Below are 20,479 nucleotides of genomic sequence, written 5' to 3' on the forward strand. Positions count from 1 at the left end.
TTCACCGCAGGCGCAAGCCGTCGAGGACTTGCCCGCCGCCGTAGCTGCCCTGCTGCTCCACCTCGCCCCCGAGCGCCACCCGCACCGCGCAGTACTTGAATTCGGGGATTTTCCCGAACGGATCGAGCGCCGCATTGGTCAGCCGGTTGATCGCCGCTTCGTAATAGCAGAACGGGACAAACAGTGCACCGCGCGGCGAGCTGTCGTCGGCCCGCGCATACAGCACAACTTGCCCGCGGCGCGAGGTGATCGTGATCACGTCGCCCGGCTTGCCGTTCATGGCCGCCAGGTCGAGCGGGTGCACCAGCGCGACGGGATCCGGTTCGATCGCGTCCAGCACCGCCGTGCGGCGCGTCATGCTGCCGGTATGCCAGTGCTCGAGCTGGCGCCCGGTGATCAACACCATCGGGTACTCGGCGTCCGGCCGTTCGTCGGCCGGGATGATATCGGCCGGAACAAAGCGCGCACGGCCGCCTTCGCGCGGAAACACGTCGGTGAACACGACCGGCTCACCCGGATCGCCCTCTGCGGCGCATGGATAGGTGACCGAATTCTCGCGCTCAAGCCGCTCCCACGTGATGCCGCCAATGCTCGGCATCGTGCGCCGCATCTCGTCGAACACTTGCGAGACGTGGGTGTAGTTCCAGTCCAGGCCAAGCTTGCCGGCCAATTGCTGGATGATCCACAAGTCCTGCTTCGCCTGTCCCGGCGGGTCGATTGCCTGGCGGCCAATCTGTACCAGGCGGTCGGTATTGGTGAAGCTGCCCGTCTTTTCCGGGAACGCGCTGGCCGGCAAAATCACGTCGGCAAGATACGCCGTTTCGGTCAAAAAGATATCCTGCACCACCAGATGGTCCAGCGCCGCGAGCGACTCGCGCGCATGGTTGGCGTCGGGGTCGGACATGGCGGGGTTTTCGCCCATGATGTACATGCCGCGGATCTCGCCGCGCTTGATCGCATGCATGATCTCAACCACCGTCAAGCCAGGCTGCGGATCGAGCGCCACGCCCCAGGCCTTTTCAAACTTGGCTTGCGCGGCGGGATTGTCGACCCGCTGGTAGTCCGGGAACATCATCGGGATCAAGCCCGCGTCCGACGCGCCCTGCACGTTGTTTTGCCCGCGCAGCGGATGCAGACCCGTGCCGGGGCGGCCGATCTGACCGGTCATCAAGGCCAGCGCAATCAGGCAGCGCGCATTGTCGGTGCCGTGGATGTGCTGCGAAACGCCCATCCCCCACAGGATCATCGACCCTTTGGAGGTGGCGTACAGGCGCGCGACGTAGCGTATGGTCTCGGCATCGATGCCGCAGATCGGCGCCATCAGTTCCGGGCTGTAGCCTGCGACGTTCTTTTCAAGCTCTTCGTAGCCAATCGTGCGGCTGGCGATAAAGTCCTTGTCGACCAGGTCTTCAGTGACGATCACATGCATCATCGCATTGAGCAGCGCCACGTCGGTATCGGGCTTGAACTGCAAGAAGCGGTGCGCGCTGCGCGCCAGGTCCGAGCGACGCGGATCGCACACCACCAGCTTGGTCCCGTTCTTGATGGCGTTCTTGATCCAGGTGGCGGCCACCGGATGGTTGACCGTCGGATTGGCGCCGATGACGATGACCACTTCCGCCTTTGTCACATCCATCACCGGATTGGAGACCGCACCCGAGCCAATTCCTTCGAGCAGCGCGGCCACCGACGACGCATGGCACAAGCGCGTGCAATGGTCGACATTGTTGCTGCCAAAGCCGGTGCGCACCAGCTTCTGGAACAGGTAGGCTTCTTCATTGCTACCCTTGGCCGAACCAAAGCCGGCCAGCGCGCGCTTGCCGTAGGTGTCGCGAATCGACGCCAGCTTGCCGCCGGCCAGCGCCAGCGCTTCTTCCCACGTCGCCTCGCGAAACACGTCAAGCACACGGTCCGGGTCCATCGTGAAGTCGCCGCGCTTGGGCGCATCGGCGCGCCGGATCAAGGGCACCGTCAGACGGTGCGGATGGTGGGCGTAGTCAAAACCGTAGCGCCCTTTCACGCACAGGCGTTCATGGTTGGCGGGGCCGTCGCGCCCTTCCACGAACAAAATCTTGTTGTCCTTGATGTTGTAGGTCAGCTGGCAACCAACACCGCAATACGGACACACCGAGTCGACTTTTTTGTCAGGCACGCTCAAGGCCACTTCGCGCGCCGGCATCAAGGCGCCGGTCGGGCAGGCCTGCACGCATTCGCCGCAGCCAACGCATGTGGAGTTGCCCATCGGGTCGTCCATATCGAACACGATTTGCGCATGGTCGCCCCGGAACGCCAGGCCGATCACGTCATTGACCTGCTCGTCGCGGCAGGCGCGCACGCAGCGCGTACACTGGATGCAAGCGTCCAGGTTAACCGTGATCGCCGCATGCGACGCATCCTGGCGCGGCTGGCTGCGCGCAGCGAAACGCGGTTTGCCCAGCGCCAGCTTGCGCGCCCAGAAATCCACTTCATTGTGGCGCGTGTATTCGGTTTCCGGCATGTCCGACAACAGCAGTTCAAGCACCATTTTTTGGGCGGCGACGGCGCGTGCACTGTCGGTCGTGACCTTCATGCCCGTGGCCGGGTAGCGGCAGCACGATGGCGCCAGCACGCGTTCGCCGTCGATCTCCACCATGCACGAACGGCAGTTGCCGACCGCTTCCATGCCTTCCTTGTAGCACAGGCGCGGAATGTCGATTCCTTCGCGCGCGGCCACTTCGATTAGGGTTTCACCGGCAAAGGCCTCGACATGGTGGCCGTTCATTTCAAAACTGACGGCCGCGCCCTGCAGCGCAGTGCGGCCCAATCTGGTTATCGCGTTCATGATGTCACCAGCTCATGTGGAAAGTATTTGATTACGCAGTCGAACGGGTTTGGCGCCGCCTGCCCGAGGCCGCAGATCGACGCGTCGCGCATCACCTGCGACAGTTCGCCCAGCAGCACCGTGTCCCATTGTGGCTGCTCCATCAGCGTGAGCGCCTTGGCGGTACCCACGCGGCAAGGCGTGCACTGTCCGCACGATTCATGCTTGAAGAACCTGAGCGTATTGCGCGCCGCCGCCGTCGCCGTATCCTGGTCCGACAGCACCACCACCGCCGCCGAGCCGATAAAGCAGCCGTGCGGCTGCAAGGTGTCGAAGTCGAGCGGAATGGCGTTCATCGCCGCCGGCAAAATACCGCCCGACGCCCCGCCTGGCAGATAGGCATAAAACTGGTGGCCGTCGGCCATGCCGCCGCAGTATTCCTCGATCAGCTCCGTGATCGTGATGCCGGCCGGCGCCAGCTTGACGCCGGGCTCGCGCACCCGGCCCGAGACCGAAAACGAGCGCAAGCCCTTGCGGCCGTGGCGTCCATGGGTGCCGAACCAGTGCGGGCCATGCTCGAGAATTTCGCGTACCCAGTGCAGCGTTTCAAAGTTGTGCTGCAGCGTAGGCCGGCCGAACAGGCCTACCTGCGCCACATACGGCGGGCGCAGGCGCGGCATGCCACGCTTGCCCTCGATCGATTCGATCATCGCCGACTCTTCGCCGCAGATGTAGGCGCCGGCCCCGCGCCGCAGGATAATTTGCGGCATGGTCGGAATCGGAGGATCGGCCCGCAGCTTGTCCAGTTCAGCTTCGAGCAGCGCCCGGCAGCCGTGGTATTCGTCGCGCAGGTAGACGTAGATGGTATCGATGCCGGTGACCCAGGCGGCGATCAGCGCGCCTTCCAGGAAGCGGTGCGGGTCGCGCTCAAGATAGTAGCGGTCCTTGAAGGTACCGGGCTCGCCCTCGTCGATATTAATCGCCATCAGGCGCGGCGAGGGTTCGGCGCGCACGATGCGCCATTTGCGCCCGGCCGGAAAACCGGCGCCGCCCAGGCCGCGCAGGCCTGAACCCTCCATGGTCGAAATCACGCTCTCGACGTGGCGCGCGCCGCTCAGGCAATCGCGCAGCACCGCGTAGCCGCCGCCGGCGCGGTAGGCGGCGTAGTCGAGGTAGTCTTCCGGCATGTGTTGCGTACGCCCGGCCTGCACTACCTCCTGCACCGTCTCGCAGGTGGCGCGCGGCACCGGGTTTTGCCCCACCACGCAGGCGGGCGCCTGCTCGCAGCGTCCGATGCAGGGCGCACCGATCACGCGCACCTCGCGCCCCAGGATGGCGGGCAGCTTGGCAAGCAGTTCGCGCGCGCCGGCCAGTTCGCACGACAAGCCGTCGCACACGCGTACCGTCAGCGCGGCGGGCGCCGCCTCGCCTTCCTTGACCACGTCGAAGTGATGGTAAAAGGTCGCCACTTCATATACTTCGGCCTGGGCCAGCTTCATTTCCTGGGCCAGCGCCGCCAGGTGCGCGGCCGACAGGGAGCCGAAAGCATCCTGTATCTTGTGCAGGTGCTCGATCAGCAGGTCGGCCTGGCGCGAGTGCGCGCCGAGCAGGTCTTGCACTTCGCGCAGCGCTTCGGGATCGACGCGCCGGCCTTTGGGCGCCTGGCGCTTGCGCTCGCGCGTGCTGCCTTGCACGGCGATGGGAATGATGGGGTGGTTCATGGTGAAGTCCTGGTCATGACAATTTCAAACAGCGGCGCGCACCCGAAGGCGGCGCCGCTTCTGTCTTTATTTGAAGAACACTGCCGCTTTTTGCAACGTCAGCCAGATGCCGATCGCCAGTGGAATGCCAACTGCCGCCCACGCAGACGCGGTCACCAGCAGGTTGCGGTTGACGGCAACGCCTGACGCGGCGCCAGCGGCCCCCGCCACGCTCGAAATATCGCGGTCGTGCGCCAGCTTTTTCTCGGCTGCCAGCTCGGCATCGGTCATGAAGTACTTGCTGGCAACGGGGCGAACCATCAGGTTGCACAGCAGGCCAAGCACGATCATCCCCGTCAGTACGTACATCGTCACATCATACGCCTGTGCTTTGGGCACACCGCTGGCGATCTGGCTTTCGCGGATATAGTTCACCAGCAACGGGCCGAACACGCCGGCCACCGACCAGGCGGTCAGCAGGCGGCCGTGAATGGCGCCCACCATCTGCGTGCCGAACAGGTCGGACAGGTAGGCCGGCACGGTCGAAAAGCCACCGCCGTACATCGACAGGATGATGCACAGCGAAGCGACAAACAGGAACAGGTTGTTGGCGTGTGCAAAGCTTGGGATCGACGCATACAGGATCGCGCCCAGGATCAGGAATACCATGTAGGTCCGCTTGCGACCGATGTAGTCGGAGCACGATGCCCACACGAAGCGCCCGCCGATATTAAACAGCGACAGCAGCCCGACCAGGCCGGCGCCGACCGCCGCGATCTGGCCTTTTTGCGCCACGCTCAAGTCATTGAAGGCGACATCGATGCCGATCAGCCGGCCCGCGAAAATCTCTTGCACCAGCGGCGAGGCCATCCCCAGGATACCAATGCCCGCCGTGACGTTCAGGCACAGCACCGCCCATAATAGCCAGAATTGCGGAATGCCCCATACCCGCTTGACGTGCACATGGCGAGTGGCGATCATGGCCTTGGCCGCAGCCGGCGGCGGTACCCAGCCAGCCGGCTTCCAGCCCGACGCCGGCACCCGGTAGCCGAGCGCGCCCGACATCATAAAGACAAAATACACGGCCGCCATGACCAGGAAGGTCTGCCAGACGCCGACCGACATGTCGCTGGCGAAGTGCTTCATCAGCTTGTCGGCCATCGGCGCGCCGATCACGGCGCCCCCGCCAAAGCCCATGATGGCCATGCCGGTCGCCATGCCGCGCTTGTCCGGAAACCACTTGATGAGCGTGGACACCGGCGAGATGTAGCCCAGGCCCAGACCGATGCCGCCGATGACGCCGGAACCGAGCCACATCATCCACAACTGGTGGTGGTAGACGCCGATGGCCGAGATCACCAGGCCGCCGCACCAGCACAGGGCCGATACCACACCCGCCTTGCGCGGACCGGCGCGTTCCAGCCAGCCGCCGAACAGCGCGGCCGAGGAACCGAGGAACAAAAAGAACAGCGTGTACATGATCGTCAGCGACGAGATGCGCCAGTCGCAGGTGCTGCTGAACAGTTCAGCCATCAGGCCGATGTCCTTGCAGGCCAGCGGCTCCTTGATGCCCAGCGCGCGCGAGAGCGGCAGCCAGAATACCGAAAAGCCGTACGCCATGCCGATGCACAGGTGAATTGCCAGCGCCGCCGGGGGCACCAGCCACCGATTGAACGTCGGACCGGCAATCGTATGCTCTTTGTCCAATATGTCGAGAAATGCCATTGTCTCACTCCGTTTTTTATTTTACCGTCACAATATGCTTTTTTAAGCATATCTCTCTAACAACTTTTATTATTTCTGGAGAATATCACTATGCAAGATGAATCGAAATAGGCTATTTTTAACCTATGTTCAAAGTTCACATTCGCCCGCACTGGGAAATCAGCTTCGATGGCGCAGCCCCGCTCGACACGGCGGCACTGCTATCGCTACTTATCGCTGTCCAGGACACCGGTTCAATCGCGCAAGCCGCCAAGACTGTCAAATTGTCCTACCGCTACGCCTGGGGCTTGCTGCGCGAGGCTGAAACGCTGTTCGGCGACAACCTGCTGCAAACCGGACGCGGACGCGGCACCACCCTCACCCCGCTGGCACAGAAACTGGTCTGGGCCGACCGGCGCATCAGCGCGCGCCTGTCGCCCACGCTTGAAAGCCTGGCCTCGGAACTGGAAGCGGAACTGGGCAAGATGGCGGCCGAGCGCCTGCGCATGGTGCGCATGGATGCGAGCCACGGTTTTGCGGTGGCGGCGCTGATGGTCCACCTGAACAAGGTCGAGATGCCGGTCGAACTACGCTACCGCAACAGCACCGACGCGGTGGCGGCGTTGTCGCGCCGCGAGTGCGACCTGGCCGGCTTTCATGTGCCGACCGGGCAGTTCGAGCAGGCGGCTGTGGCGTGGTACACGCGCTGGCTGGACCCCAAGGAGCATTGTCTGATTCACCTGGCGGTGCGCCACCAAGGGCTGTTTGTCGCGCCCGGCAACCCGCTGCTGATCGATGGCCTGGCCAGCCTGGCGCGGCGCGACGTGCGCTTCGTGAACCGCCAGGTAGGGTCGGGCACGCGCATGCTGCTCGAGGTGATGCTCGCTGACGCTGGCGTGTCGCCGCACGATATCGGCGGCTTTAACAGCGCCGAGTTTACCCATTCGGCAGTTGCCGCCTACATCGCCAGCGGCATGGCCGACGTGGGCTTCGGCGTGCGCACCGCCGCGCAGCGCTTCAAGCTCGACTTTTTGCCGCTGGTGAGAGAACGCTATTTTTTCGCGATCCGGATCGACGCCCTGACCGACCCGCTGATACGCCAGTTGGTCACGGTGCTGCAGACGGGCGATTATCACGCAAAGGTAAATGAGCTGACAGGTTACGACGCCACCGATACAGGGACCATCATGTCGCTGGAACAGGCCTTCGGCGAGAGCGTCTAGGCGCGCAAGTTATTTCGGGTTCGGACGGTAGATCGGATAAGCGTTAGGCCTGGGCGGCCCCCTTATCCGACGTGCGTCAACGCGACGCATGTCGGATAAGGGGGCCGCCCAGGCCTAACGCTTATCCGACCTACGCTCCTCATTGACTCACACGTTTACCCCTGGGGCGCAGGATGTTCTGCGACAGCCCGGTTCGCGAAGTCGCAGTAACCCGGCATCGTTGCCCCGCTCCGGGAACGGAACAGGCCTTTGGCGAGAGCGTCTAGGCGCGCAAGTTATTTCGGGTTCGGACGGTAGGTCGGATAAGCGCCAGCGCAATCCGACGTGCGTCAACGCGACGCTTGTCGGATTGCGCTGTGCTTATCCGACCTACGCTGCTCATCGACTCACGTTCATCATCGGCTTGAGCTCCCGCCACACCCCCCCCGCATCCATCTTCTCCATGCAATCGTGATGCCCCAGCGGACACTCGCGCTGTTTGCAGGGCGAGCAATCGAGCCGTAGCGACATCGCCTTTGCCATATCCGAAAACGGCGGCGCATGGTCCGGGTCCGTCGGACCGTACAGGCCAATCACCGGCCGGTTCAGCGCCGACGCAATATGCAGTAATCCCGAATCATTGGCCACCACCGCCGCCGCGCCGGCAATGAGCGCGATCGCCTCGTCGAGTTGAGTCACCCCGGCCAAATTGAACACGCCGGCCGCGCCCGTGATCGCCACGATCTCGTCGCACGCCGCCTTGTCCTTGGGCGAGCCCAGCAACGCTACCTGCGTCCCCGGCTGCTGCGCCACGAGCGCCTGCGCCAGCGCCGCAAAATGACGCGCAGGCCAGCGCTTGGCGGCGCCAAATTCGGCGCCCGGCGCAAACACCACCAGCGCGCGCGCACGATCGATCCCCAGGCGCGCGCACAAGGCATCGATCGCGCCGCGCTCGACCTGCATCGCGGGCCTGGGCACATCGAGGCGCAGCGGTGCGTCCGGGGCGCCGGCCAGCGCCGCATAGAACGGCACCATCGGCCGCGCCGGCACGTCGTCGCGGTGCATGCGGTTGATCAGGCCATAGCGCATTTCGCCCTTGTAGCCCACCCGGGTTGCGATCCCGGCAAACAGGGGAATGAGCGCGTACTTGAGCGTATTGGGCAGCACGTAGGCCGCCGCATATCCCTGTTGTTTAAGCAGGCGCGCGTACTGCCAGCGCTCGCCCAGCTGCAGCGGACCATGCCGGAACGGCGTTTCCAGCACGCTGTCAACCTCCTTCATGGCGCGCCAGACTGGCGCCACTGACGGCGGCGCCAGCACGTCGATGGCCGCGCCCGGGTTCTGCTGCTTGAGCAGTTGCAGCAACGGCTGCGCCATCACGGCGTCGCCAATCCAGTTCGGCGAAATGACCAGCGTGCGGCTCATGCACCGCCTTTGGTCAGGTCCAGCTGGTACAGCTTGGCGTACATGCCGTTTAGCGCCAGCAGTTCATGGTGCCGGCCCGATTCCACGATCCGTCCATGGTCGATCACGACAATGCGGTCGGCCCGCTCCACGGTGGTGAGGCGGTGCGCGATGACCAGCGTGGTGCGTCCGGCCATCAGCGTGTCGAGCGCGGCCTGCACCGCGCGTTCGGATTCATTGTCCAGCGCGGAGGTGGCTTCGTCCAGAATCAGCACCGGCGCGTCCTTGTAGATGGCGCGCGCAATCGCCACGCGCTGGCGCTGTCCGCCCGACAGGCGGCTGCCGTTCTCGCCGATCAGCGTCTGCACGCCGTCCGGCAGCGCCGCAACCACCGAGTCCAGGTGCGCCGCCGTGATGGCCGCGTCCAGGCGCGCGCGGTCGACCGTTTCGACGCCGTAGGCAATGTTGGCGGCCAGCGTGTCGTCAAACAGCACCACGTTCTGGCTGACCATCGCCAGCTGCGCGCGCAGGCTGGCTAGCGTGAGCTCGTCGTAGGGCACGCCGTCAATCGTTATGCGCCCGCTCGCGGGCGCATAAAACCGCGTAACCAGGTTCACCAGGGTCGACTTGCCCCCACCCGAGGTGCCGACCAGCGCCACGGTCTGCCCTGGCAGTACTTCAAGCGAGATGTCGTCCAGCGTGGGCACGCCACCGTCTTGATAGCGAAAGCTCACCTGCTCGAAGCGCACATGTCCCTGCGCGCGACCGAGCTCCCGGGTGCCGGTATCGGGCTCGATGGGCGCATCGATCATCGCAAACACGATTTCGGCTGACGCCATGCCGCGCTGCAGCGGCCCATTCACGCCGACCAGCGATTTGAGCGGGTTAAGCAGCATCAGCATGGCGGTAATAAAAGCGACGAAGTCGCCCTGGCTCATGCCGGTGCTAATCGCAATCACGATCACCAGCGCCACTGCCATGGCGGTGGTGGTCTGGGTAATGGGCATTACGGCGGCGCTGGCAACCGTCATGCGCTGCGAGAAACCGCGCAGTGCTTCGCTGCGCTGTTCGAAGCGCATGCGCTCGTAGCGCTCGCCCGCAAACACGCGGATCACCTGGTGCCCGCGCGCCGCTTCCTCCACTACCTGTGTCATTTCGCCCGTGACGCGCTGGTTGTCGCGCGACAGGCGGCGCATGCGCTTGGCGGTGGTGCTGACGATCAGCGCCGTCACCGGCATGATGACCATGGCGATCAGCGTCAGGCGCCAGTTCAGCCACAGCAGCGTTGCCAGCAGGCCGACGATGATCAGCGAGTCGCGTACATAGGCGATGAACACGGAATTGACCATGTCGACCACCTGGCGCACTTCGGCGATGACGGTATTGATGATGCGGCCCGGCGACTCGTCGTGGAAACGCGCCACGGGCAGGCGCAGCAGACGCTCGAAGACCATGCGCCGCAGGTCGTTGAGCACGCGGCTCATGATCCAGTTGTTCAGGTAGGCGGTGGCAAAGCTGAAGACGCCGCGGCCCACGAAAATGGACAGCAGGATCAGCGGCACCAGCCACAGGCTAAATGGCACCTTGTGTTCAAACCCCTTGTCGATCAGCAGCTTGAACGACAAAGTGAGCGCCGGCTCGGTGACCGCGGTGCCCACCATGGCCACGAACGACAGCGCCGCGCGGGCGCGGTATGGTTTCATGATCGCCAGCAGTCGCCGGACGATGTCCTTGTTTTCCATCGATTTCCCTGGCATTGCCTCGAACAATTCAAGGCAGCATTCTCGCACAGTGCGCGCAGTTGCGGCCAGATCGGGCATTCGGGCTGAAGGCGTAAGGCGGCCATTACAACGACCATCAAGGCATGAAACAGGCTCGCCTTGAACGCGAATTCGCCAGCTTGTTGTTCATTTGGCTTCAGTGCGAATAATTTTGATACCATATGTGCCTACAGGTCTAACTCACTACCCATGCCGCAAGCGTCCTTCATCTCAGCTGTCGCGACACCTTACAACCGGCCGGACGCCCCGGCCGCCGTTGTGGAGGCGTGCATTGCCCCACACCGGGGGAGACGCCCATGAAGGTATCGATCAGCGTCGTTGTCCCCGCCTACAATGTGCAGCGTTTTATCGAGCAGTGCCTGCGCTCGATCCTCGGCCAGCTGGGCGCGGCGCACGAACTGATCGTCATTGACGACGGCTCGAGCGACAACACCCTGGCGCTGGTGTTCAAGGCGCAGGAAGCCTGGCCGGGCGCGAACTTCCATGTCTTTAGCCAGCCCAACGAAGGCATCCCCAGCGCGCGCAACCATTGCCTGCGCGTGGCCCAGGGCGACTACATCGCCTTTATCGACGGCGACGACGTGCTGCTGCCCGGTTCCCTGGCCGCCATGGACCAGGCCATCGCCGAGCACCGCCCCGACGTCATCGCCTGCGACTTTCGCATGTGGCACCCGGACGAACCGGCCAAGTCGCGTAGCGTCAGGCTTGGCTACCCGGTGGGCAGGCTGCTGCGCGACCCGGAAGCGATCTTGAATACCTTTTTTGCCGACCGCCAGATGTACATCTGGTCGAACGTGTTCCGGCGCGACGTATATGCCCAGTTGCCCGCACCCGTGTTCCCGCCCGAGCGCCTGTTCGAAGACGTGGCCACCGTGCCGCGCCTGCTCGGCCACTGCGCCAGCCTGCTGCACCTGGCCCACCCCGTCATCGACTACCGCCAGCACGCCGCCGAGAACGCAGTGTCGGAACGCTGGTGCCTCGATTTCGCCGCGGCGCTGCCGCTGGCCAGGCGCCATCTGCAAGCGCGCGGCGTGGCCGATTCGGTGCGCCGCCATTTCGACATCGCGGCCGCCTACTTTTTTGTCGGCGCCGTCAAGAATTCCTATCGGCTGCCGCGCGCCGACGGCAAACGCGTGCGCACCCTGATCAAGCCCCTGTTCGTGGGCGGCTTGTTTGGCAACTGCGATACGCTGGTGGCCACGGCCGGGCGCGCCGACATGGTCTCCAACGACCGCACGCTCGACGCGGTAATCATTCGCCAGGTCGAAAGCGCGCTGGCCGGCGGCGTGGTCGTCAACTTCAAGCGCACGGCGAGCCGCAAGCTCAAGCTGTGGCGCCGGCTGCGCATGGCGCGCCGCCATACCGACGCTCCAGGGCCCTGAAAGGGCCTGCAATTGCGCGACCAGCTTCTGTCCAGTACCATGGGCACCCGCTGTCTCATATCACGTTGAATGCACATCATGAGTTCCATCGCTTCACAGCCACTGGTGTCGATCGTCATCGCCACTTACAACGGCGCGCGCTTCCTGCAGGAGCAACTCGACAGCCTGGCCTCGCAAACCTACAAGAATATTGAAATCATCGCCGTCGACGACTGTTCGACCGACGATACGGTGGAGATCCTCACGCGCTACCAAAGCGCGCATGCGCGGGTGAGCGTGGTCAGGAACGAGCGCAATCTCGGCTACCAGAAAAATTTCGAAAAGGGCTTCGCGCTGGCAAACGGGGATTTCATTGCGCCGTGCGACCAGGACGACATCTGGATGCCATCCAAGATAGACACCATGCTGGGGCAAATTGGCGAACATGCCATCGCCTACTGCAATTCGGCGCTGATCGACAGTGAGGGCAAGCTGACGGGCGAATCCACGTGCGACAAATTCAATTTCATCAATTTTGACGACCCGCTGATGTATGTCGTGGGCGCCTGCGCACCGGGTCACGCCATGCTGATCAAGAAGCAGTTGGCCCTGGACGCCATGCCGTTTCCCACAGTCCTGTCACACGACAACTGGCTCGGCTACGTTGCCACGTTCGCCAGTTCCCTGCTGTATGTCGACCAGGCGCTGGTCCATTACCGCCGCCATGACGCAAACGTGTTCAACGCCGTCAAGACCAAGCGCGTGAAGGAAGACGCTCGTCAACGCGTTCTCAAGGCGCAGCAGCGTATGCAACTGCTGTATGAAAAATGCCCGGCTCACCTGACCGAGCAAAAACATGCGTACGCCACGATCGTAAAAAGCTACGCAAGCTATTCGCTGGCGAACAATTTTGCGCGCATGCGTGTTTTTTTCAAGTACAGAAAGCTCATTCTTGCCCACAAACGACGCAACGAAATACGGCGCAGCCTGTATGCCATCAAGACCTTTTTCAAGATGATGTAGGCGGCGTGGCGCCACGTCGCGGCAGTTCCCGCCAGCCTCGCACGATTTCGGCTACCGCCGTCGCTTCAATGGCGCGCATGCAGGTACATGCCAGCACCCCGGTGCAGGTGGCGCAGCGCTCGGCCGCGCACAGGTTGCGCGCCTGCGCGCCCAGCGCGCCCCAGCGCGCCGGATCAATCGGTTTGATCGGGGGGAACAGGCCCAGCACGGGCCGCCCCAGCGCCGCGCCCATGTGCAGCGGTCCGGTACCGCTGGCGACCAGGCCGTCGGCCGCGCCGATCAGCGCCGTCAAGCCGGCCAGATCGAACCGTCCGCACAGGTTGCGCACGTGCGGCATGGCCAGCAGTTCGGGTGCCCCGCGTGCAATCAGTTCACCCTCGGCCGCGCTGCCGGTCACCCACAGGCACACGCCCCTGTCCTGCTCCAGCAAGCGCGCCAGCTCGGTGTAACGCGCGAGCGGCCATTCGCGCCCGTTGCCGTTGGACTTGGGATGCAGGATCACATTAAAAGGCGCCTGGGCGGCGAGTAGATCGACGTCATGCAGGCGCGGGGCCTCCAGGCCGTACAGCGCCGGGATCTCGGCCAACGAAGGAATATGCCCCATGTCCAACGGTTTGAGGAGCATGAAATTTAACTGCGCTTCGTGCAAATTCGACTTGACCCGGCTGAAGTGCGCCAGCCGGTTGCAGCTAAACAGATGGAACAGCCGGTGGCTGGTGCCGACCCGGTTCGCCACGCGCGCGCGCCGCGCCGCCTGCGCCAGGCGCCGGTTGGGAAAAGCAAAGATGACGGTGTCGTATTCGCCTTCGACGAACATGCGGCGATGGTCGCCATGCTCTTCGATCGCCAGCACCTGGTTCACAAAACGACACTGGCGCACTACGGGCGCAGCGTAGGCGCGCACCAAAAAGTCGATCTGCGCTTGCGGGAAGCGCTGCTTCAGGTAGCCGGCCAGCGGCAGCGTGAGCACCACGTCGCCGATGTTGTCGGTGCGGCAGATCAGGATGCGCTCAAGCTTAAGCGGTTCGCGCGCCATTAGTACTCCACCTGGACTTCGCGCGCGCCGAGCACTTGCTCAAGCGCTGCCGTAAGCGCGTCCGACGGCGCCACGTGCCACGCTTCGCCCAGCTGCAGCGTGCAGTCCACGCCCTGCGGCTTGATGCGCAGCGCCACCGGCAGGCCGCTTTCCAGGCGGTGCGGCTTGAGCACTTCGACGATCCGGTGCGAAGCCACCGCGCCGGGCAGCATCAGGCCAAGCTGGCGCCCGTAGTGCACGCGCGCCATCGTCATGTCATACACTTTTTCGGCCGTGATGCGCAGGCCGCCGTTAAAGCGGTCTTCGGACACCTTGCCCACCACCGCCAAAAATTCATCTTCCTTGAACACGTTCTTGTTGGCGTCAAACACCTCGGGGTAGACGGTCACTTCGACGACGCCCGACTTGTCGTCGAGCGAAACGATGAGGATTTTGCCGCGCTGGGTCATCTGCGTGCGCACGCCGGTGATCACGCCGCACATCATGCGCGGGTCGCGCGACGGGTCCAGGTCGGCCAGCTTGGTGCGCGCAAAGCGCCGTGCCTCGAGCGCGAACGAGTCGAACATATGGCCCGACAAATAAAAGCCCAGCGCTACCTTTTCTTCGGCCAGCCTTTGGCGGTCGGTAAACGGCGTGGCCTTGACATAATCGGGCGGCGCCACCAGATCGCTGTCGTCGCCGCCGAACAGGCTGACCTGGTTGATCGAAGCGAGCGCCTGGTCGGCCACTTCGACCGCAAAGGCGACCGACGCCAGCAAAATGGCGCGGTCCACGCCAAAGCAATCCATGGCGCCGGCGCGGATCAGCGACTCGATGGTGCGGCGGTTGATCTGCTTGCGGTCGACCCGCTTGCAAAAATCGAACAGGTCCTTGAACACGCCGCCGTTCTGGCGCGCGGCGATGATCGCCTCGATGGCGCCCTGGCCGGAACCCTTGACGGCGCCCAGGCCATAGCGGATGTTGGTCACGCGCTTGTTGGTCACCGACGGCGGCGGCCCTTCGGGCACGAAGCGATAGTCCGAATAGTTGATGTCGGGCGGCAGCAAGGTGAGTTTGCAGACCTCGAGCGAATCTTCGACCAGGATCTTGATCTTGTCGGTGTCGTCCATTGCCAGCGACAAGTTGGCGGCCATGAAGGCGGCCGTGTGGTGCGCCTTCAGGTAAGCCGTATGGTACGACAGCAGCGCGTAGGCGGCGGCGTGCGACTTGTTAAAGCCGTAGCCCGCGAACTTTTCCATCAAGTCGAAAATTTCGTCAGCCTTGGCAGCCGACAGGCCATCCTTGGCGGCGCCCGCGCGGAAAATCTCGCGGTGCTCGGCCATTTCCTCGGCCTTCTTTTTACCCATCGCGCGGCGCAGCATGTCGGCGCCGCCGAGCGAGTAGCCGCCCACGATCTGCGCCATCTGCATGACCTGCTCCTGGTACACCATGATGCCGTAGGTCTCCGACAAAATGGACTCGGTGCGCGGATCGGGATAGTCGAATTTTTCGCCGTGCTTGCGCTTGCAAAAGTCGGGAATCAAGTCCATCGGGCCCGGGCGGTACAGGGCGACCAGCGCAATGATGTCCTCGAAACGGTCGGGCCGCGCGTCTTTCAGCATGCCTTGCATGCCGCGCGACTCGAGCTGGAAGATGGCGACCGTCTTGGCCTTGGTCAGCAGGTCGTACGAGGCTTTGTCATTGAGCGGCAGCTTTTCCAGCGCGAAGTCGGCATGCGCCGGGTCGAGCTGCTTGATGTAGCGCACCGCGCGGTCGAGAATGGTCAGCGTGGTCAAACCAAGAAAGTCGAACTTGACCAGGCCCACGGCTTCCACGTCGTCCTTGTCGTACTGCGACACCACGCCCGAGTCGCCGCCCTGCGTGTACAGCGGGCAGAAGTCGGTCAGCTTGCCCGGCGCGATCAAGACGCCCCCGGCGTGCATGCCGATGTTGCGGGCGATGCCTTCGACCTGCTGGGCCAGCGCCAGCAGCTGCTTGACTTCGTCCTCGTTCTCGAGCCGCTCCTTGAGCATCGGCTCTTCTTCGATGGCGTCGGCAATCGTCACCGGTTTGCCCGGCTTGAACGGAATCAGCTTGGAAATGCCGTCGCAGAAGTTGTAGCCGAAATCGAGCACGCGGCCGACGTCGCGGATCGCGCCCTTGGCCGCCATGGTGCCAAAGGTGGCGATCTGCGAGACCGCCTCCTTGCCGTACAAATCCTTGACGTGCTGGATGACGCGGTCGCGCCCTTCCTGGCAAAAGTCGATGTCGAAGTCGGGCATCGATACCCGTTCAGGATTGAGAAAACGCTCGAACAGCAGGTTGTATTGCAAGGGATCGAGGTCGGTGATCAGCAGCGAATAGGCCACCAGCGAACCGGCACCGGAACCACGGCCCGGCCCCACCGGCACGCCGTTTTCCTTGGCCCACTTGATGAACTCGGCCACGATCAGGAAGTAGCCGGGGAACTTCATGTTGCAGATGGTATCGGTCTCGAACTTCAGGCGCGACTCGTAGCGCTCGCGCTGCGCCTCGCGCTTTTCCGGGTCCGGGTACAGGTGGATCAGGCGCTGTTCCAGGCCCGCCTTCGATTCGGAGACCAGGAATTCATCGATCGTCATGCCGGGCGGCGTCGGGAAGTTCGGCAGCTGCGGTTTGCCCAGCGTGAGCACCAGGTTGCAGCGCTTGGCGATTTCGACCGAATTGGCCAGCGCGGCGGGCATGTCGGCGAACAGCTCGGCCATTTCGGCCTGCGTCTTGAAGCGCATCTCCTCGTTGAAGCGCTTGACGCGCTTGGCGTTGGCCAGCATTTCGCCTTCGGCGATGCAGGTGCGCGCTTCGTGGGCGATGTATTCGTCGGGCGAGAGGAACTGGATCGGGTGCGTGGCCACCACCGGCAGGCCAAGCTTGGCGCCCAGGGCAACCGCGTGGCGCACCTGCGCCTCCTGGTTGGCCTGGCCGGCGCGCTGGATCTCGATGTAGAAGTGGCCCGGGAAGATGCGCGCCCAGCGCTGCGCGCAGCGCTCGGCCAGCGCCAGGTTGCCGTTTTCGATCGCCGTGCCGACGTCGCCGAAATGCGCGCCCGAAAGCACGATCAGGCCGCAGGCCTGGCTCTGGCCGGGGTGGAGCGTCGATTCGCTGGTGGCCAGCGCGTCCAGCCATTCGGGACGGATTTCAGCGCGGCCCTTGTGCTGGTTTTCGATCCACGCGCGCGAGAGCAGTTCGCACAGCTGCAGGTAGCCCATGTGGTTTTTTGCCAGCAGCAGCAAGCGCGAAGGCTTGTCGCGGTTGTCGTCGTTGGTGATCCAGGCGTCCACGCCGACGACTGGTTTGACGCCCTTGCCGCGCGCGGCCTTGTAGAACTTGACCATGCCGAACAGGTTGGACAGATCGGTGATGGCCAGCGCTGCCTGCTTGTCCTTGGCGGCGGCGGCGATGACGTCGTCAATGCGCACCAGGCCGTCGACGATGGAATACTCGGAATGCAGGCGCAGGTGCACGAATGCGGGGCCGGCGGCCTTGTGGGGGGCCGCGGCGGCAGCTGCGCCGCCAACTTCAATGACATCCATACTCATGTTCCGATTCGCCTGCTGTACAAAGACGCTATTTTACCGCGCCGGAGCGGTCGGAGGCGCAGAGCCCCGACAGTGCGAGGTACATGGCGGGGCGGAGAAGCAAAGCGACTTGGACCATGCGCCGCCTGCGGCAATGGCGTGGCTAACCGGCGCCGCTGTTCCACGGGCCGGTCGGGGGTATGACGGCGGCGGCCAAACTCTTGCCGATAAAATCACGCTTGTCGTGTCCCAGGCGGCTCATGGCGGAATGCGCTTCGCTTTTCCGCCCTACGTGTACCTCGAACCGTAGGGCGGAAAAGCAAAGCGCATTCCGCCATGAGTCGCCCAAAATTAACAAAAGTGATTATGGAGGGCGGAAAAGCTAAGCGCATTCCGCCATGCGCCGCCCGGGACTTGATCAGCGTTGACTATGCCGACAACGATTTGGCGCCCGCCATCAGGGACTCCACTGCCCGGTCGAACAAGGGCGCCGGCTCCAGCGGACGCAAATTGCCCAGTTCCATGGCCTCGAGCAGCGGCGCGCGCAAAAAGATGACCTGCTGCTGCTCGTCGGCCACGCTGAACACAAAGGCGCCCTCGCCCGCCGACACCGCACACAACAGCGCCGTGCGGTACTGCCCGTCGATCTTGAGCTCGAACCCGGTCCCGGGACGCGCCCACGACAGCCAGTCTGCGTCCGACGGACGCGCCATCCTGGCCGCAGCCTTGGCATGCACGCTGGCCTGCACGCCACGCCGCACCAGCGCCGCCTCCAGCTCGAACTTGCCGACCCAGTGCTCGCTGTCGGCCGACGGCACCACCGCATCGATCGCGAAGCCGGCAAAATGCTGGCGGAAGGCGTCGAGCGACATCAACCGCCGCGCACGCTCCTGCTTGTTCCCCAACACGTCCATGTGCACCGCCACCAGCCGGTCGAAGGCGGCCTTGGACGGCGCCTCCGGCAGCGAGATCGAGGCCATGCCCCCACGCACGCGCTTGACCAGATCGGGCAGCATGCGCATCATCGCCGCGCGGTCGTCCGGCGTGGTCTTTTCCTGCGCGCTCCAGAGCAGCTCGGGCAGCAGCGCGATGCCTTCCTCGGCGCTGCGGCCGGGGTGGCTGAGCACCCGGGCCCAGGTGCCGAGGATGAAGTCGGCCAAGCGCGGGTCGACCTGCAGCGGCTGCAGCGCCGCCGACAATGCGCGTCCGGCGCCGGTCAGCCGCGCGCTGTCGGCCTGCGCTTCGGCCACGGCGGCAAAGCAGCGCGCCATGGCTGCGTCGCAGCCGGCCAGCATCTCGGACACGTGGCTGTCAAGTGCGCTTTCGGAGTCGCCAAACAGCAGCAGGTCGTCGTCGAACAGGTCAAGCACGGCGCCCACGATGTTGCTCACTTCCGGTTCCAGCACGGCGAAGCAGGGCGCGGCCGGCGTGACGCCCGCCCCCACCGATCCAAGCCGGTCGAGCAGGCGCCGCACCGGGTGCTGCGCTTCATACAGCAGCTCGGGGTACTGCAGCGCGGCGCGCACGAACGGTAGGTACAGGCGCGCGAGCTGGTGCTGCATCTGGACGCCGACAAGGTCGTCGGCGATGATCGATTCGAACAGCAGGGCGACGATGTCGAGGATGCGGCGCTGCTCGAGATCGATATCGGCCGGGTCGAGCAGCCCGCGCAGTGCGAGCGGCTTGGGCGGCGCTACGCCGGCGGCCACTTCCTGTTGCAGCCCTAACAGCGCCTGGTCCAGCAATGGGCGCTCGCCGTGCGGGCGCGCCGACCGCGGGACTGGCGTACCCTTGGGCTTGTGGAAGGTGTCCCACACGACGTCGAGCAGATCCTGCCTGCGCGTCGCGGCAGCGGGATCGGCCGGTTGCAGGCCTGGTTGCAAGTCCGGTTGCAGGTCCGGTTGCAGGTCCAGCTGCAGGTCCAGCTGCAAGTCCAGCTGCGGCAGGTCCGGGTGCGGCAGGTCCCGCTGCGGCAAATCGCCCGGCTGCGCCCGCGCGTCGGGCAGCGCCAGCTGGTCGGGCCGGGTCGGCACGCTGGCGCGCGGCAGGTCATCGATCTGCTGCAGCTCAAAAAGCCGCTGCAGCTTGTCCATCAGGCGCGCATGGGCAAGCTGCTGTTCGTCGCTAAGCTCGGTGACGCGCACGCCGGCGGGAGCCACGCCGCGCACATCCTGGGCGGCGCGCGACCAGGCTGCGCGCTCGCTGTCGCCGCGCTTCATGGCCGATGGACGCGCGGCCAGGCGCGCGGTGATGCCGCCCGCCTCGAACACGTCCAGAATGCCGGCGTAAAAACCGGGCAGCCGGTGGGCCATCGCCATGCCCAGTGCATCGTAGAGCACCTTGGACTGCGATTCTTCCCACATCAGTTCGCGCAGCGCCTCGTACAGCGCGCGCGCCAGCAGGTAGGGCCTGAAAGGGTTTTCGCGCTCACGCGCCTCGCGGTCGTCGTGCATGATCGCGATGGTCAGGTTGACGCGCCCCAGCTCGACCTGCTCGGCTTCGCGCAGGCGCCCGACCATGCGCTCGATTTCGATCTGGCGCGTGACGACGTCGTCGTCGATCAGGGTCAGGGTCGCGTAGTTGATTTCCTGGGCCGCCGCCTTTTGCTGCTGTGCGTGCATGGTGACCATGGCGCGCTCGAGCAGGCTGGCAAAGTGGCGGTCCATGCGCGCGCGCAGGGTGCGTGCTTCCCCGCGCAAAAAATTGCGCACGGTGACCAGGTCGGCCAGAGCCACGCCGCTGGCCCCGCTCATGGCGCGCGTGGTCATGCTGTCTGCCTCGACCACGGTCTGTTCGGCCAGCGCCGAGAAACTTTCCAGCGCGCGCTCCTTGGCAAGGCGAATAATACGGTTCGGCATATGCATGGATCTTCGGCTATCGAATAGGTAACTGCTACGCAATGTCTGCTTCCATCATAGCGCGTTGCGTCAGATTG

11 protein-coding genes are annotated in these 20,479 nt (G+C 64.4%); 3 read left to right on the plus strand and 8 right to left on the minus strand.

Features of this window, described 5'->3' with window-relative positions:
- Window position 1: 1 nt before the first annotated feature.
- The 3 genes from fdhF to ACP7D4_RS19095 form a co-directional block, all read right to left on the minus strand.
- Complete coding sequence (gene fdhF, locus ACP7D4_RS19085; RefSeq protein ID WP_426102922.1) at window positions 2-2,821, minus strand: formate dehydrogenase subunit alpha; 2,820 nt, start codon at window positions 2,819-2,821, stop codon at window positions 2-4.
- Complete coding sequence (locus tag ACP7D4_RS19090) at window positions 2,818-4,521, minus strand: NAD(P)H-dependent oxidoreductase subunit E (protein ID WP_426102924.1); 1,704 nt, start codon at window positions 4,519-4,521, stop codon at window positions 2,818-2,820. The genes fdhF and ACP7D4_RS19090 overlap by 4 nt, the downstream gene beginning before the upstream one ends.
- 66 nt (window positions 4,522-4,587) lie before the next feature.
- A complete protein-coding gene (locus ACP7D4_RS19095; RefSeq protein WP_426210730.1) occupies window positions 4,588-6,225 on the minus strand; it encodes an OFA family MFS transporter in 1,638 nt (545 codons plus the stop codon).
- 125 nt (window positions 6,226-6,350) lie between these two features.
- Here ACP7D4_RS19095 and ACP7D4_RS19100 point away from each other — a divergent pair, with 125 nt between their 5' ends.
- A complete protein-coding gene (locus ACP7D4_RS19100; protein WP_426102928.1) occupies window positions 6,351-7,427 on the plus strand; it encodes a substrate-binding domain-containing protein in 1,077 nt (358 codons plus the stop codon).
- 378 nt (window positions 7,428-7,805) lie between these two features.
- Here the strand turns inward: ACP7D4_RS19100 and waaF are convergent, their stop codons facing one another.
- Together waaF and msbA are read right to left on the minus strand one after the other, a co-directional pair.
- Window positions 7,806-8,831 (minus strand): lipopolysaccharide heptosyltransferase II, encoded by a 1,026-nt coding sequence (waaF, locus tag ACP7D4_RS19105; RefSeq protein WP_426210731.1) that lies wholly within the window; start codon window positions 8,829-8,831, stop codon window positions 7,806-7,808.
- The gene (msbA, locus tag ACP7D4_RS19110) at window positions 8,828-10,552 is read right to left on the minus strand and encodes a lipid A export permease/ATP-binding protein MsbA (RefSeq protein ID WP_426210732.1); all 1,725 of its coding nucleotides are present in this window, start codon (window positions 10,550-10,552) and stop codon (window positions 8,828-8,830) included. The genes waaF and msbA overlap by 4 nt, the downstream gene beginning before the upstream one ends.
- Before the next feature lie 335 nt (window positions 10,553-10,887).
- Here msbA and ACP7D4_RS19115 point away from each other — a divergent pair, with 335 nt between their 5' ends.
- Complete coding sequence (locus ACP7D4_RS19115) at window positions 10,888-11,973, plus strand: glycosyltransferase family 2 protein (RefSeq protein WP_426210733.1); 1,086 nt, start codon at window positions 10,888-10,890, stop codon at window positions 11,971-11,973.
- Window positions 11,974-12,051: 78 nt separating this feature from the next.
- The gene (locus ACP7D4_RS19120; RefSeq protein ID WP_426210735.1) at window positions 12,052-12,975 is read left to right on the plus strand and encodes a glycosyltransferase family 2 protein; all 924 of its coding nucleotides are present in this window, start codon (window positions 12,052-12,054) and stop codon (window positions 12,973-12,975) included.
- Here the strand turns inward: ACP7D4_RS19120 and ACP7D4_RS19125 are convergent.
- From ACP7D4_RS19125 to ACP7D4_RS19135, 3 genes are all read right to left on the minus strand, one after another.
- Window positions 12,962-14,011 carry a glycosyltransferase family 9 protein gene (locus tag ACP7D4_RS19125; RefSeq protein WP_426210737.1) on the minus strand — a complete coding sequence of 350 codons (1,050 nt, stop codon included), beginning with the start codon at window positions 14,009-14,011 and terminating at the stop codon, window positions 12,962-12,964. The genes ACP7D4_RS19120 and ACP7D4_RS19125 overlap by 14 nt on opposite strands.
- Window positions 14,011-17,559 carry a DNA polymerase III subunit alpha gene (gene dnaE / locus ACP7D4_RS19130; protein WP_426103223.1) on the minus strand — a complete coding sequence of 1,183 codons (3,549 nt, stop codon included), beginning with the start codon at window positions 17,557-17,559 and terminating at the stop codon, window positions 14,011-14,013. Before dnaE ends, ACP7D4_RS19125 begins: the two co-directional genes overlap by 1 nt.
- Before the next feature lie 413 nt (window positions 17,560-17,972).
- Window positions 17,973-20,408: a DUF1631 family protein gene (locus ACP7D4_RS19135; protein ID WP_426210738.1), complete on the minus strand. Its 2,436-nt coding sequence runs from the start codon at window positions 20,406-20,408 to the stop codon at window positions 17,973-17,975.
- Window positions 20,409-20,479 lie beyond the last annotated feature (71 nt).

Origin of the sequence: Massilia sp. TWP1-3-3 (genome assembly GCF_049897805.1) — a bacterium.
Lineage (GTDB): Bacteria > Pseudomonadota > Gammaproteobacteria > Burkholderiales > Burkholderiaceae_D > Telluria_A.

Coding starts and splice junctions, on each gene's coding strand:
- ACP7D4_RS19135 (WP_426210738.1), bottom strand. CDS start 20,408: ATGCATATGCCGAACCGTATTATTCGCCTTGCCAAGGAGCGCGCGCTG.
- dnaE (WP_426103223.1), bottom strand. CDS start 17,559: ATGGATGTCATTGAAGTTGGCGGCGCAGCTGCCGCCGCGGCCCCCCAC.
- ACP7D4_RS19100 (WP_426102928.1), top strand. CDS start 6,351: ATGTTCAAAGTTCACATTCGCCCGCACTGGGAAATCAGCTTCGATGGC.
- ACP7D4_RS19120 (WP_426210735.1), top strand. CDS start 12,052: ATGAGTTCCATCGCTTCACAGCCACTGGTGTCGATCGTCATCGCCACT.
- msbA (WP_426210732.1), bottom strand. CDS start 10,552: ATGGAAAACAAGGACATCGTCCGGCGACTGCTGGCGATCATGAAACCA.
- ACP7D4_RS19115 (WP_426210733.1), top strand. CDS start 10,888: ATGAAGGTATCGATCAGCGTCGTTGTCCCCGCCTACAATGTGCAGCGT.
- waaF (WP_426210731.1), bottom strand. CDS start 8,831: ATGAGCCGCACGCTGGTCATTTCGCCGAACTGGATTGGCGACGCCGTG.
- ACP7D4_RS19090 (WP_426102924.1), bottom strand. CDS start 4,521: ATGAACCACCCCATCATTCCCATCGCCGTGCAAGGCAGCACGCGCGAG.
- ACP7D4_RS19125 (WP_426210737.1), bottom strand. CDS start 14,011: ATGGCGCGCGAACCGCTTAAGCTTGAGCGCATCCTGATCTGCCGCACC.
- ACP7D4_RS19095 (WP_426210730.1), bottom strand. CDS start 6,225: ATGGCATTTCTCGACATATTGGACAAAGAGCATACGATTGCCGGTCCG.
- fdhF (WP_426102922.1), bottom strand. CDS start 2,821: ATGAACGCGATAACCAGATTGGGCCGCACTGCGCTGCAGGGCGCGGCC.